Origin of the sequence: Caproiciproducens sp. NJN-50 (assembly GCF_004103755.1) — a bacterium.
Classification (GTDB): domain Bacteria; phylum Bacillota; class Clostridia; order Oscillospirales; family Acutalibacteraceae; genus Caproicibacter.
This window is the reverse complement of sequence record NZ_CP035283.1, coordinates 3,000,016-3,014,198: the sequence shown is the minus strand read 5'-3', so window position 1 is coordinate 3,014,198 and position 14,183 is coordinate 3,000,016. Positions and strand designations below refer to the sequence as shown.

15 protein-coding genes are annotated in these 14,183 nt (G+C 55.7%); 10 read left to right on the top strand and 5 right to left on the bottom strand.

Features of this window, described 5'->3' with window-relative positions:
• Positions 1–8: 8 nt before the first annotated feature.
• The 10 genes from EQM14_RS14720 (at position 9) to EQM14_RS14675 (ending at position 9,535) form a co-directional block, all read left to right on the top strand.
• On the top strand, positions 9–860 hold the full coding sequence (locus EQM14_RS14720; protein WP_128743925.1) for a phage tail family protein: 852 nt from the start codon (positions 9–11) through the stop codon (positions 858–860).
• Positions 861–910: 50 nt separating this feature from the next.
• Positions 911–1,951 (top strand): siphovirus ReqiPepy6 Gp37-like family protein, encoded by a 1,041-nt coding sequence (locus tag EQM14_RS14715; RefSeq protein ID WP_128743924.1) that lies wholly within the window; start codon positions 911–913, stop codon positions 1,949–1,951.
• The gene (locus EQM14_RS14710; protein ID WP_128743923.1) at positions 1,952–2,455 is read left to right on the top strand and encodes a hypothetical protein; all 504 of its coding nucleotides are present in this window, start codon (positions 1,952–1,954) and stop codon (positions 2,453–2,455) included. It abuts the gene before it with no gap.
• Between the two features lie 16 nt (positions 2,456–2,471).
• Complete coding sequence (locus EQM14_RS14705; RefSeq protein ID WP_128743922.1) at positions 2,472–4,175, top strand: hypothetical protein; 1,704 nt, start codon at positions 2,472–2,474, stop codon at positions 4,173–4,175.
• Between the two features lie 80 nt (positions 4,176–4,255).
• Complete coding sequence (locus EQM14_RS14700) at positions 4,256–4,672, top strand: phage holin family protein (RefSeq protein ID WP_128744361.1); 417 nt, start codon at positions 4,256–4,258, stop codon at positions 4,670–4,672.
• Positions 4,669–5,592 carry an N-acetylmuramoyl-L-alanine amidase gene (locus EQM14_RS17045; protein ID WP_128743921.1) on the top strand — a complete coding sequence of 308 codons (924 nt, stop codon included), beginning with the start codon at positions 4,669–4,671 and terminating at the stop codon, positions 5,590–5,592. The genes EQM14_RS14700 and EQM14_RS17045 overlap by 4 nt, the downstream gene beginning before the upstream one ends.
• A 117-nt stretch (positions 5,593–5,709) precedes the next feature.
• Positions 5,710–5,916: an SHOCT domain-containing protein gene (locus EQM14_RS14690; RefSeq protein WP_128743920.1), complete on the top strand. Its 207-nt coding sequence runs from the start codon at positions 5,710–5,712 to the stop codon at positions 5,914–5,916.
• Positions 5,917–5,976: 60 nt separating this feature from the next.
• Positions 5,977–7,548, top strand: coding sequence for a recombinase family protein (locus EQM14_RS14685; protein ID WP_128743919.1), 1,572 nt, complete (start codon positions 5,977–5,979; stop codon positions 7,546–7,548).
• Positions 7,549–7,980, top strand: a complete 432-nt coding sequence (locus EQM14_RS14680) for a recombinase (RefSeq protein WP_128743918.1) — start codon at positions 7,549–7,551, stop codon at positions 7,978–7,980.
• Positions 7,967–9,535 (top strand): recombinase family protein, encoded by a 1,569-nt coding sequence (locus EQM14_RS14675; RefSeq protein WP_128743917.1) that lies wholly within the window; start codon positions 7,967–7,969, stop codon positions 9,533–9,535. Before EQM14_RS14680 ends, EQM14_RS14675 begins: the two co-directional genes overlap by 14 nt.
• A gap of 72 nt (positions 9,536–9,607) precedes the next feature.
• Here EQM14_RS14675 and EQM14_RS14670 read toward each other — a convergent pair whose 3' ends face one another.
• The 5 genes from EQM14_RS14670 to EQM14_RS14650 form a co-directional block, all read right to left on the bottom strand.
• Positions 9,608–10,798, bottom strand: a complete 1,191-nt coding sequence (locus EQM14_RS14670; RefSeq protein ID WP_128743916.1) for an anaerobic nitric oxide reductase flavorubredoxin — start codon at positions 10,796–10,798, stop codon at positions 9,608–9,610.
• A gap of 76 nt (positions 10,799–10,874) precedes the next feature.
• A complete protein-coding gene (locus tag EQM14_RS14665) occupies positions 10,875–11,534 on the bottom strand; it encodes a Crp/Fnr family transcriptional regulator (protein ID WP_205703177.1) in 660 nt (219 codons plus the stop codon).
• 74 nt (positions 11,535–11,608) lie between these two features.
• Positions 11,609–11,929 carry an iron-sulfur cluster repair di-iron protein, ric gene (locus EQM14_RS14660; RefSeq protein ID WP_128743915.1) on the bottom strand — a complete coding sequence of 107 codons (321 nt, stop codon included), beginning with the start codon at positions 11,927–11,929 and terminating at the stop codon, positions 11,609–11,611.
• A 20-nt stretch (positions 11,930–11,949) separates the two neighbouring features.
• On the bottom strand, positions 11,950–12,165 hold the full coding sequence (locus EQM14_RS14655; RefSeq protein WP_128743914.1) for a heavy-metal-associated domain-containing protein: 216 nt from the start codon (positions 12,163–12,165) through the stop codon (positions 11,950–11,952).
• A gap of 66 nt (positions 12,166–12,231) precedes the next feature.
• Positions 12,232–14,130 (bottom strand): heavy metal translocating P-type ATPase, encoded by a 1,899-nt coding sequence (locus tag EQM14_RS14650; protein ID WP_128743913.1) that lies wholly within the window; start codon positions 14,128–14,130, stop codon positions 12,232–12,234.
• Positions 14,131–14,183 lie beyond the last annotated feature (53 nt).

The window sequence follows — 14,183 nt, the reverse complement described above, 5'->3', positions numbered from 1 at the left end:
GGGACGGCATGGAACTGATCTATACCAATGAATCGGGAGATAAACTGACACTGCGGCAGGCAAAGCCGTTCTTTCTGACGAAGCTTGACGGCGCGGGAAGCGTCCGCCAGACCGTCAACACCTTTCAGGCGCCCCGGCAGGACGGCGCTTTTTTCATTTCCTCCGCGCTGGACATGCGCAACATTACGCTGGAAGGTACGATTGTGGCATCCTCGCCCGATGCGGCATACGAGCGCCGAAAGCAGTTTCTGCGGATATTCACGCCCAAACAGCAGGGCACGCTGATTTATCGTGGAAAGCAGATTGCCTGCGTGGTGGAGGAAGCCGGGTTCACCACCTCGGGCAGGGAGCGCGCGCCAGGCTTCTTCGTCAGTCTGCTGTGCCCCTCGCCCTTTTTTGAAGCGCTCTCGGAAGTCCGCGCGGAGCTGGCCCGCTGGACGCCGCTCTTTCATTTCGTGCTGGAAATCCCCGACGGCGGCGTGGAATTCGGCTCCCGCCAGCCCAGTCAGATTATTACGGTGGAAAATCCCGGGGATGTGTCCTGCGGGTGCCGGATTGTGTTTCGGGCTCTTGGTGAGGTAGAAAACCCCGAACTGATGGACGTCGCCACCGGCGAATATGTCCGCCTGAACACCGTCCTGACCGCCGGCGAGGAAATCCGCGTCTACACCCATTTCGCGGGCAAGCGGGTGGTGCATGTACAAAGCGGCGAAGAAGTCAGCGTGTTCAGCCTGCTGGACACCGGCTCGACTTTTCTTCAGCTGCCGCCGGGCACGACCACGCTCCGCTATGACGCGGCGGCGGGCAAGGAACTACTGGAGGTCAGCCTGTACTACCGTCCGCAGTATCTGGGAGTGTAGTGTAAAAGTGCGCGCTGGCGCACCGCCTTTTTGAAAGAGGTAAATTTTCAATGGAACTGTATGTCTTTGACGCGAACCGCCAACCTGCCGGTGTTGTGGAGTCGTTTGAATATCTGCGCTGGACAAGGAAGTATTCCCAATGCGGGAGCTTTGAACTCAAGGCCATCGCCACGGCGGGAAACCTTGCTCTGCTGACGCTGGGCAGTCTTTTATGGAAAAGCGGCGGCGAGGAAGCCGGCGTGATTGAGTATGCGGAAATCTCGCAGGAGGAAAAAGAGCTCATCACCGTCAGCGGGCGGTTCGCCGTTTCTTACCTCGCGCGGCGCATTGTATGGGACACGGAAATCCTAAACGACACGCTCGCCGACTGCGTGGGGCAGTTAATCAATAACCACCTCATCAGCCCGGGCAACACCGACCGGAGGATGGACTTCCTCGTCTATGACGGGGGCGGGCTGTCGGACCCGGTCAGCACGCAGATTTCCTACAAAAATCTCATGGATGCGGTAGCCGGTTTATGCGAAGCGGCGGACGCCGGCATCAAAGCGGTGTTCAATCCGGCAAACGGAATCTTCACCGTCACGCTGTACAAGGGCGAGCAATCGCAGGCGGTGTTTTCTTGGGAGTATGAAAATCTCACGTCCCAGACCTTTACGAAAAGCGCCGCGGACTACGCCAACGTGGCGCTGGTTGGCGGCGAGGGCGAAGGCGTGGAGCGCGTCTTTGCCGTGTACGGGGAAAGCGAGGGTACTGAACGCCGGGAGGTATTTGTGGACGCTAAAAGCCTCCGCTCCGAGGATTTCGGGGACGAATACACCGCCGCCCTGCTCTTTCAGGGGCAGAGCAAGTTAAGCGAGCTTGCGATGACGCAGTCCTTCGACGCGTCCGTCAATCCCCACGGCAATCTGACCTACGGCACGGATTTTGACCTTGGGCAGACCGTGAAAGTAGTTTCAAAGAAATGGGGCGTGACGCTTACCACCCGCATCACAGAGATTGAGGAGAGCTACGACAGCACCGGGCAGAGTCTTGACATTACCTTCGGCAAGGGCGTGCTCACGCTGTCGCAGAAACTGAAAGGGGCGATGTAAATGGAGAAAAGCGGATTTTTCAACAGCACAAGCGGCGATCGAATGTACGATGCCGCCGACTTCGCGGGATATTTTGCAAAGCTGGTGTCAAACGGCATCTTTTACACAAACGCTGACAATCTGCGTGTGACGCCGGGCGGCGGGCTGTCGGTGAACGTCCTCGCCGGCAGTGCGTGGATTAATGGTTATGCCTATGAAAATACAGAGGAACTGAACCTGACGCTTGCGGCGGCGGACGGCGTGAATCCCCGCATCGACCGGGTGGTCGTTCGCTGGGACGCGGTGGAGCGCAAGATTTCCGCGGCTGTGCTGACGGGAACGGCGGAAGCGTCTCCCTCTGCTCCATCGCTGACCCGGAGCGACAACATCTATGAGCTGGCGCTGGCGGATATTGCCGTCGCGGCGGGCGCGGTCGGCCTTGCCGCCGGGGACATTACCGACCGGCGGCTGGACACATCTTTGTGCGGCACGGTCAATTCGCTGATTACGGCGGTCTATGAATGAAGGCGGGTGATTTACAGTGGCGGATATCAACGGCGTAACCCTGAACGCAGGCAGCGGCCCGACGGTCAAATACACCATCACCTATTCCAAAAGCCGGCCGAACAACAGCCAGATGACCTACCATTTTACGATTGCGGCGGCGCTGGCCTCCTCCGGTTCCTACATTCACAGCGGCTATGCCCTGCTCTGCACCATTACCGTCAACGGCTCGTCCGGGCAGGTGCGCATCAAGGCCCCTGACAACGACAACTGGGACGGCACCGCGCCCCGCTACCGTTCTGTGACGGTAACCTGTTCTTCCACAACCGGCAACACCACGCAGGGCGTGCGATTCCGGGTGGTGTCGGACGGGCGGCTTACCTTGAATTCCGGCGTGATCGACAATTCCGGCTATACCGTAACCAGTTCCGCACTGTTAACCACCGCCTGCGGCGCGCCGTCTGCCTGTTCCGTTTCCCCGACGGTGGCGGAAGGCAGTGCCGCGCTCTCGTGGAGCGGCGCGTCCGGCGGCACGAACAACGCCGTCACCGGCTTTGAAGTCCAGTACAGCGATTCCGCCAACAACGCCGACTGGGGAAGCTGGACGGCGCTGAGCACGGTTTCTTCCTCTTCCGGGTCGGGAAGTTTGTCGGTCGCGCCGCCCGCCGCGCGAGGCAGTTACCGCCGGTTCCGGGTGCGCACGCAGGGCTCCGCCGGCTCCAGCTACTATTCGGGCTGGAAGGTGTCCTCCAATTCCGTGCGGAAAAATACGCCGCCTCAGCCTGCGACAACTTTGACGGCGACTCCGTCAGTTTACAGCGCAGGCCCCATCACGCTGACATGGAGCGACGCGTCGGGCGGCACCAGTCCCATCAAGGGCTATATGCTGGCAAGCAAAACCTCCACGGACGGTTCGACCTGGACATCGTGGAATGTGCTGGAAACCTTTGATTTGTCGGCATCCTCCGGTTCACGGACGGTGACGGCGTCGACCGAACCGGGAACCTACACAAAATACGGCCTGTGGACCATCGACACGCTGGACGTCTATTCCGCCGAGCAGGTGTCCAACTCTATCCTCTGCGTGGCGGCCGCCTGCGACGAGCCGGCAATCGCGGCGCCGAAGAACGGCGCGTCCACCTACAACCCGAATCCCCGTGTGCTGATGACCACCGGCGCACAGCCCTCCGAACAGGTGGTGCAGGTGAAAATCGGCACAGGAAATTGGTGGGACGGTGTGAACAATCCGTCCCTCTTTTCTCCCAGCGGAGAAGTCGGCGGCAGTGCGGCGGTGATGTTCAAGGCCGAGTCACAGTCGGCGGGAGCAAAAACGCTCACGGTGCGGTGCGTAAACACAGATTTTGAAGCGCCCAGCGCGGAGATTTCTCGATCGTTTACAGTGCTGACGTCTCCGTTTGAAGCAATCACGACCAACGAAACCAAGGTCAAGGCAAGCCATATCACGGCGCTTCGCACCGCCGTCAACACCGTGCGCAATTACTACGGCCTTGCGCCGGTTTCGTGGAGCGAGGAAATCACAGCGGGCAGAACGGAAATGAAAAACTGGCCCCTTCATATTCTGGAAATCCGAACCGCCGTGGAGCCGGTGATTGCGGTCATCAACCAGTACAGCACCGACTCCGGCTTTGCCGTACCGGAACCGGACTGGGAGGAACTCGGCACCGGCAGGCCCCGTGCGGCTGTGATGAACCAGCTTGCCGAACTGATCCTGTCGCTGTGACAACCACAAATTCAAGCGTTTCCGCGTTGTGCGGGAGCGCTTTTTTTATACATACCAAGCAAAGAAACGGAGGTTTTATGATGAAGGAAATCTGGGTTTGGGTCCAGGCCGCGCTGGCCGCTGTCGGCGGCGCACTCGGCTGGTTCCTCGGCGGGTGGGACGGCTTTCTCTACGCGCTGCTGGCGTTTGTCGTTCTCGACTATCTGACGGGCGTGCTGTGCGCGATCGCCGACAAAAAGCTCTCCAGCGAAATCGGCTTCAAGGGCATTTCCCGCAAGGTGCTCATTTTCGCGCTGGTGGGCGTGGGCGGCATCATCGACAGCCAGGTGCTGGGCGACGGCGGCGCGGTGCGCACGGCGGTTATCTTTTTCTATCTGTCCAACGAGGGTGTGAGCATACTCGAAAACGCGGGGCATCTGGGACTTCCCATCCCCGAAAAACTGAAGGCGGTTCTGGAACAGCTTCATGAACGAAGCGGAAAGGATGAGGAGAAATGAATTTACACAAACTGATTCTGACCAGCAACGCCTGCTATAAGGCGGGCAGAACCATCACGCCCCGGGGCATCATGGTGCATTCCACCGGGGCAAACAATCCCAATCTCAAGCGCTATGTGGGTCCGGACGACGGTCTGCTGGGCAAAAACCAGTACAACAACCACTGGAACACCGACAAACCGGGCGGACGGCAGGTCTGCGTTCATGCTTTTATTGGTAAGCTGGCGAACGGGATGATTGCAACGTACCAGACGCTGCCGTGGAACATGCGCGGCTGGCACTGCGGGAGCGGCTCCCAAGGCTCCGGCAACGACACGCACATCAGTTTCGAGATTTGCGAGGACAATCTCTCCGATGCCGCGTATTTCAATGCGGTTTACAAGGAGGCAGCCGAGCTGTGCGCTTACCTTTGCAAACAGTACGGCATCCGCCCGGAGCGGCCGTACCTCATCTGCCACAGCGAGGGGCATGAGTTGGGCATCGCCAGCAACCACGGCGATGTGATGCACTGGTTCCCCAAGCACGGGAAGTCTATGGACACTTTCCGCGCAGAGGTCAATCGCCTGCTGGAAAACGGCGGCTCTGAAGCATCTTCCTCATCTGGAAGTAAATCTGTCGACGCACTGGCACGGGAAGTCATCCGCGGTAACTGGGGCAACGGCGTGGAGCGAAAAAATCGCCTGACCGCCGCCGGGCATGACTATGCCGCCGTGCAGGCAAAGGTCAACGAGATTCTTTCCGGGAAAAGCACTTCAACCACGGAAACCTTTGAAAGCTACACCGTGGCCAAAGGTGACACCCTCTGGGGCATCGCAGCCAAAAAGCTCGGAAGCGGCGCACGGTATAAGGAAATTAAGACGCTGAACGGGCTGAGCTCGGATACCATCTACGCCGGGCAGAAACTGAAATTGCCGAAATAAGTGCAAAACCCACTGAGGATTCGTTCCTCGGTGGGTTTATTTTTTTTGCCTTTTTTCGTCAAAGCGGCGCCTTCACCTCCAGTGGGCAGTAAAGAAAGCTGCTTTGGAGGTAATGTCATGGACAGACTGCAGACAGACGGAACAGTTCCAACCACACCGCGCATGACGCAGGAGGCGCTTCAGCGGGAAACGGACTATGCGCGGGCGCAGAAAATACTCGAATCCATGCGCGGCCGAGGGCTGATCTCATTGTCCGAATTCGACAGGATCACCGCCTTAAACCGCGAATCTTTCTCTCCCGCACTGGCGGAGATTATGCCATGAATCCGTTGCTATCACAGTCCGTCGGAGGTAACATAACACACTGACCGAGGGGGTGAAAATGTGAAAAAGGTCACGAAAATAGATTCCCGTGCTGTCAACCCGATTTGGGAAAATGAAAAGCCGAAACTGCGTGTCGCGGCCTACTGCCGGGTTTCCACCGACAGCGACGAGCAGAAGGAAAGCCTGGAAACGCAGATTCGACACTATGAGTCATACATCAAGGCCAATCCCGCGTGGACGTTTGCCGGCGTGTATTCCGACGAAGGCGTCACCGGCACCAAAAAGGAAAAGCGTCCGGAGCTTCTCCGGATGATTGCTGACTGCGAGGACGGGCGGATTGACTATATCGTCACCAAGTCCATCAGCCGGTTTGCAAGAAACACCACCGACTGTCTGGAACTGGTGCGAAAACTGCAGAAGCGCGGCATTTTTATCTGTTTTGAGAAAGAGAATTTGGATACCGGCACCATGGAAAGCGAATTCATGCTGTCCATCCTGAGCGGACTTGCCGCGGAGGAATCGGCTTCCATCTCTCAGAACAACAAATGGTCGATTCAGAGCCGGTTCCAAAACGGCACGTATAAAATCACCTGCCCGCCCTATGGATACGATTCCGTTGACGGAATGCTCGTCATTAACGAACGGCAGGCAAAAGTCGTTCGCTTTATCTTTTCGGAAATGCTGACCGGAAAGGGAATGCCCAAAATAGCCGAAGAACTGAACCGACAGCGCATTCCCGCCAAAATGGGCGGGCTCTGGAAAGCCGCGAGCATTCGCGGAATGGTGGTCAACGAGAAATATATCGGCGACGCTGTTTTTCAAAAAACCTATACCGACTCGAATTTCAACCACCGCCGCAACGATGGGGAAAAAGAGAAATATCTGATTCAAAACCATCACGAACCGATTGTCAGCCGCGAGGACTTTGAAGCCGTACAGGCCGTTATCGTCCAGCACCGCAGAGAAAAAGGCATAAACCCGAAGCAGACAAAGTATCTGAACCGATACCCGTTTTCGGGGAAAATTGTGTGCGGACACTGCGGCGGCACGTTCAAGCGCCGTACCCACGCATACGGGCGGCACAAAATTGCATGGTGCTGCGGTACCCATATCCAGAACATCAAAAGATGCTCGGTGAAATACATTCCCGAGTCTGCGCTCGAATGCGCCTTCGTCACAATGATGAACAAGCTCATCTTTGCCAATCAGACCGTTCTCAAGCCCCTGCTGTTCAGTCTGCGCGGGGTAAACGCCGATGACGGCATGGAACGCATCGGACAGCTCGAAAAAAGTCTGGAGGAAAACCGGCGTCAGCAGGAAATGCTGGTCAGTCTGCTGAGCAAGGGGTATCTGGAACCCGCCGTTTACAAGAAAAGCAACAACGAACTGCTTCGGGAAGCCGAGCGGATTCAACATCAAAAGGATTCCATTTCCCGTCTTTTGAACTGTGACAGTCAGTATCTGACGGAGGTCAGCGAGCTTCTGCAGTACTGTACGAAAGCAATAATGCTGCGGGAGTTTGACGGAGAACTGTTCTCCCGATTTGTAGAGCGGATTCATGTGTATTCCCGAACCGAAATCGGGTTTGAACTCAAGTGCGGCATTACGCTGAAAGAAAGGCTGGTAGTTTGAATGAGTCACATCCCCTACGGCTACCGGATCGAAAACGGGCGGGCCGTGATTGACGAAGATGCCGCCGGGCGGGTGCGAACGCTGTTTGACGCCTATCTGTCCGGCGATTCCATGAATACCGCCGCAGGCAAAGCGGGGATTAAAAGTTTCCACGCCGGAATCGGCAGAATGCTCACAAACGCCCGCTACCTGGGCGACGGGTTTTATCCCGCCATCATCGACGCAGATACCTTTGCGGCCGCAGAAGCGGAGCGCACCCGGCGGACGGAAAGGCTGGGCCGTATTCAGAGGCCGAAAGAACCGGAAAAGGCGGTCTTTCCCACATCTTTTCGCATACGCGAAAGAACGGAGCAGTTAGACGACCCGTTCGAGCAGGCGGAATACGCCTACAGTCTGATAGAAACGGAGGTAAAAACAGATGGAAGTCAGTAAAAACATCACGGTCATCCCGGCGAGAAAACACAGGCGCGCCGAGCCGGGTGAGGAGAAACCGAAGCTGCGTGTCGCCGCCTACTGCCGGGTTTCCACCGATACGGAGGAGCAGGCCACCAGCTATGAAACGCAGATTGACCATTACACCGCCTACATTAACGGCCACCCGGACTGGACGCTGGCAGGCGTTTTCGCGGACGACGGAATCAGCGGCACCAATACCAAGAAGCGCGACGAATTCAACCGCATGATTGACGAGTGCATGGCGGGCAAGATTGATATGATTGTCACCAAATCCATCAGCCGGTTTGCCCGCAACACGCTGGACTGCCTGAAATACATCCGCCAGCTGAAAGAGAAAAATATTCCAGTTTACTTTGAAAAGGAAAATATCAACACGATGGATTCCAAGGGCGAAGTGCTTTTAACAATTATGGCGTCCCTTGCTCAGCAGGAAAGCCAGAGCCTTTCTCAGAACGTGAAGCTGGGCCTGCAGTACCGCTACCAGCAGGGACAAATTCAGGTCAACTGCACCCGTTTCCTCGGCTATACCAAGGACGAGAACAAGCATCTGGTAGTCGTTCCGGAGGAGGCAAAAATCGTGCGGCGCATATACCGCGAATACCTTGAGGGCGCCAGTATGCTCAAAATTGCCCGCGGTCTGGAAGCGGACGGCATTTTAAACGGCGCGGGCAATTCACACTGGCACACCAGCAACATCAGTCAGATTCTGCGGAACGAGAAATACATCGGCGACGCTCTTCTGCAGAAAACCTATACCACGGATTTTCTCACGAAAACGCGCGTCAAAAACCAAGGCATTGTTCCGCAATATTACGTGGAAAACAGCCACGAAGCCATTATTCCGCGTGAGATTTTCATGCAGGCACAGGAGGAACTGGTGCGCCGGCGGCTGGTTCATAAAAGCCCGAACGGGAAAAACCGGGTGTTCAGCAGCAGTCACTGCCTGTCGAACATTGTCTACTGCGGCGGCTGCGGGGAGTTTTACCGCCGAATTCACTGGTACAACCGGGGCAAGAAGTCGATTGTCTGGCGGTGCATCAGCCGGCTGGAGAACACCGGCCTGTACTGCGACGCCCGCACCGTTCCGGAGAGCCAACTGGAGCAGGTGCTGGTCAAAGCCATCAACCGGACGCTCTGCGACAAGGATGATTTTCTCAAAATCCTGCAGAGAAATATTGAAACCGTTCTCAGCCACGGGAACGACCGGGCGCTCGCCGACATTGAAAAACGCTTGAAGGAACTGCAGGCGGAGCTTTTGAAACTGGCCGTGTCCAATTCGGATTACGAGAAAGTCGGCAATGAGATTTACCGTCTGCGGGACGAGAAGCAGAAGGCCCTGATGGAAAGTGCCAACCGCGATGAGGCTAAGAAGCGTATTGCCGACATGAGTGCTTTCCTGCGGGAACAACCCGCCGCCCTGACCCAATACGACGAACCGCTTGTCCGGAGGCTGATTGAAAAGGTCACCGTCTACGAGGACAAATTCACTGTGGAATTCAAGTCTGGCGTGATGGTGGATGTGGAGGAATAGGATGGGAAAATGGGCGAACGTTTCCTCTTGCGGTTCGCTGAAAAACCTGCTTTTCGCTTGTTGCCTTTGAGTTCAGAGACTTTCCGCAAACTGTTTGCCATACTCTCTGCAGGTAGCGAGCTCCGCTTCATCCGGAATCCACAAAGCCCGGTGCCCCTCGTTCACAATTTGAAAACCGGCTTTTTTCAGTTCCTCCGTAAGCTGTTTTACGACTTCTCCGCTCCAGCCGTAGCTTCCGAATGCTGCGGCACGCTTATTTTTAAATTTGAGCCCTTTGATCATCTCCATCATGCCGCCGATTGAAAACAGGTACCCGTTGTTGATGGTCGGAGAACCGACCAGAATGGCCCTGGACCGGAACACCTCGGAGATGATATCGTTCTTGTCTTCTTTCGCGGAATTCATCAATTTAACGGCGATGGAAGGATCGGCGTCGCGAATGCCTGCCGCGATGGCCTCTGCCATTTTGCGGGTGGAATTCCACATGGTATCGTAAACCAGCGTAACCTGATTCTCCTGATAATCATCCGCCCATTTCAGGTACTGCTCGATGATCTGGGCGTAGTGGGACCGCCAGATCACACCATGGCTGGGGCAGACAAGATTCAGCGGCAACTTCAGGTCGAGAACCTCGTGGATTTTCCTGGTCACGAATTTGCTGAACGGGGTCAGAATGTTGGCGTAATACTTCAGGGCCTCGGTAAAAAGCTCCGCCTGATCGACTGTATCGTCATACAGGGACTCGGTTGCATAGTGCTGGCCGAAGGCATCGTTGCTGAACAGAATGTTCTCGCCTGTCAGATAGGTGAACATGGTGTCCGGCCAGTGGAGCATCGGCGCCTCCACGAAAATCAGCTTGCTGTCACCAAGATCCAGCGTATCCCCGGTCTTGACGGTGACAAAGTTCCATTCCGGGCGATGATAATGCCCCTGAATGATCTTTTGGCCGTTCGCTGTGCAGTAGATGGGGGTGTCCGGAATCTCCCGCATCAGCTCCGGAAGGGATCCGCTGTGGTCGATTTCATTATGGTTCATAACGATATAGTCGATGCTTTTCAAGTCGACGTCCTGCTTCAGGCGGGCAACAAACTCCTTATCAAAAGGCTGCCACACCGTATCGATCAGGGCGGTCTTTTTGTCGCGCACCAGATAGGAATTATATGAGGAGCCCTTGTGCGTGGAATATTCGTCCCCGTGGAACCGGGTGAGCTCCCAGTCGACCTTGCCAACCCAGCTTACCTTATCCGTCAATTTTTTTGCCATCTTTTTTACCTCCGTCATTTTTATACGATAGGACTTATACCTGCAATCGCCTATGCGAATGCACAGACACGCGCGATTATTCGATGTCATTTAACGTGTCGGGCTGCAAAATGCGAATTCGTTTACCATTGCGCTCCAAAAGGCCTTCTTCCTCGAATTTCCCTATTTTTCGGGACAATGTCTCAGGGGCCGTCCCTAAAAATGCGGCCAGCTCCTTCATGGGCAGTGGAAGTGTCACTTCGTTTGATTCGGCTACCTTCATCAAATCCAGCAGATATCCGGCCAGACGGGACGCCACGGATTCGGTTGCCGTACTGGTAATAAGGCGGTCCGCCGCAACCAGGCGCCGGTTGTATTCCTCCAGCAGCTTGATACTGATCGACGGATACTGCGCCAGCAGATTCATGAAATCTTCCCGACCGATCGTACAGACTTCCAGCGCCGACAGCGCTTCGCCGAAGCCGGCCGGATTTTCGGATCCGAACAGGCTTTCCGCCCCAAAGAAATCACCAGACTCCAACACGCGCAGAAGCTGCTCTTTCCCCGATCCGGAAAGCTGATAGACCTTGACACGGCCGCGGGAAATAATGATAAGTCCGCTCTGCCGGTCGGGAGAAAACACCGTTTCCCCCCGGCGGAAGTTCCGGTGCCGCGTTATACCGCTGATTTTTACCAGGCTCTCATGATCCAGATGGTTAAAAATAGGCACCAGTTCCGCACACACATGGTTTGGCACGATCCTCCCCCCTCCTAACAATATAGAATCAAGCAGCCGACCAGCAGAACGGCGTCCGTTGGCTGCTTATTTCATTACTTTACTTCCGTTCGGATACCGGCGTCAATCTGTGAAAGCAGCTGGTATTCCTTTTGGAACCCCTCACAGGCGTCGGAAGGGGCGGTATATCCGCCAGTTACCTCACGTAGCTGATCCAGAATCCTGTTCAGTTCGCTGCGATCGGTTCCTTCGGACAGCCTCGCATGGAGATTGCCGACAAGCCAACCGACCTTTTCAAGCTCGGGATGAGCGCCGCCATGTACACGCCGTACCACCGGCAAGACTGCGTCCAGCTCTTTGAAAGCAGCAAGGACAGATTTCGGGCAGTTTTCCAAAGCACCTCTTTTGACAGACATGATTTTCCCTCCTTTTTTCTTTATGACAGTTTCAGCACATCATAACCAAGATCGCGTACCACCGCGGCAAGCGCTTCCGGTTCCGTCTTTTCTTCATCGTACTGAACCTTTGCCTTACTGGAGTTGAACAGAACCGTGACCGATTCCACACCGGATGCATTTTTCAATGCGGTTTCAATCTTCTGGGCACAGGTGGGGCAAACAAGCTGTTCTAATTGCATCGTCACTTTTTTCATTATGATTCCCTTCTTTCTGTTAGATTGTGATTTTATTTTATCACCATTCCAAGTAATTTCCTTGACCTATGTCAAGTTTTCCAGTTCTATTTTATTTTTTCGTGCGGGACGCAGCAGGCGCATTGCGTTGAGGATCACCACAAGAACGCTGGCTTCATGGACGAACATGCCGCTGGCCATATGGATATAGCCTGCAAAAAGTCCCGCGAGCAGCAGAAACACCGTACTGACCGCGATAACAATATTCTGGCGTGTCAATCCAACGGTGCGTTTTGCAAGTCGTAAAGCAATCGGAATACTTTCCAGATTTGACCGGATCAGAACCACGTCAGAGGTTTCCACGGCCACATCGGTGCCACCGCCCATGGCGATGCCAGTATCCGCGGCGGCCAACGCGGGACTGTCGTTCACGCCGTCGCCCACAAAAGCCACAACATGCCCTTCCCGCTGCATAGCCTTTACCGCGGCCAGCTTATCCTGGGGCAAAAGCTCTGCCCGCGCTTCACTGAGCCCGATTTTCGTCGCTACCGCCTCGGCGGTTTTACGATTGTCTCCAGTGAGCATCACCGTACGCTTGACGCCGAGTTTGTACAAATCAGAGATCATTTGCGCAGCGCCCGGTTTTACCGCGTCGGAAATCGCGAACAGCAGAAGAATTTTCCCGCCTACAGCCAGCAAAACAGTGGTAGCGCCGCGGTTCTGCGCTTCCGCCAGATCGTGACGCTGACTTTCCGTCAAGGGAATCCCGTTTGCCTCCATCATACGGGCGCTGCCTGCCAGAACCGATCTGCCATTGATCTCGGCGCGCAGTCCAAGGCCCTTTTCCGCTTCGCTGTGTATCGTCTCCGAAGATTCCGCTCCCCGATCCTTCGCGTAGTTTACAATGGCAGCAGCCAGCGGATGATCGCTGGCACTTTCCACGGCCGCCGCAAGCTCCAGCGCCTTCGGGATATTGTCCGTATATGGATACAGCGCTGTCACACTGGGATGTCCCACCGTCAGTGTCCCGGTCTTATCGAAGACCATCGTGTCCGTTTTGGCGAACGTGTGAACGCTGTCGCCGCCTTTAAGCAGCGTCCCGTTCCGGGCGCCGCGCCCAATCCCCGCCACGTTGGCCACCGGGGCGCCAATCACCAGCGCGCCTGGGCAAGCCAGCACCAGAACCGTAATCGCGGTGTCAAGGTTCCGGGTAATCAGCCACGCGGTGACAGCCAGAACGACTACCACAGGCGTGTACCATTTTGCAAATCGGTCGATAAACCGTTCCGCAGGAGATTTCGCATCCTGTGCTTCCTCCACCAGCGCGATAATCTTGGCGAACGTGGTGTCCTCTCCGACCTTGGTTGCCCGCATCTCCAGCGTCCCGCTATCCAAAATAGTGCCTGCAAAAATCTGATCGCCGGGGCCTTTGTGTGCAGGGGTTGATTCCCCGTTAATGCTGGCCTCATCAAGATAGCCTTCTCCCGATTCAACCATACCGTCTACCGCGACCTTGCCTCCCGTCTTTACCAGCAGCCGATTGCCTTCTTCCACTTCATCTGCGGAAATCTCCACAGCGCCGGAAGAATCAAGCCGCCAAGCTGTGGCCGGAGCCATTTCGGTAAGCGTTCGGATGGCGCTTTTCGTCTTGTTCAGGGTTCGCTGCTCAAGATAGGTACCGAACTGGAACAGGAACGTCACGATTGCCGCCTCGCTGTATTCCCCAATGTACAATGCGCCGATTACCGCTATGCTCAGTAGAAGCTCAATGCCTACCGTTTTCATCCGGACCCCCGTCAGCGCTTTGAACAAGATTGGCAGCCCCGCCAGAACCGTAGCGACAAGATACGCTGCAATGATGAGAGCTTTCCAACCGGTAAGCCTTTCAGCAGTATATCCTATTACGGTCAGCGCCCCAGCGGCAAAGGTAAGCGGCGCGGCGTACCGTTTCGTCAGGCCGAGAAGCTTTCTCTCAAATTTTTTCATCTTAATCACCTCAATCCTTTCTTTGACCCTATTATGGTCTAAGGGGGCCGAAA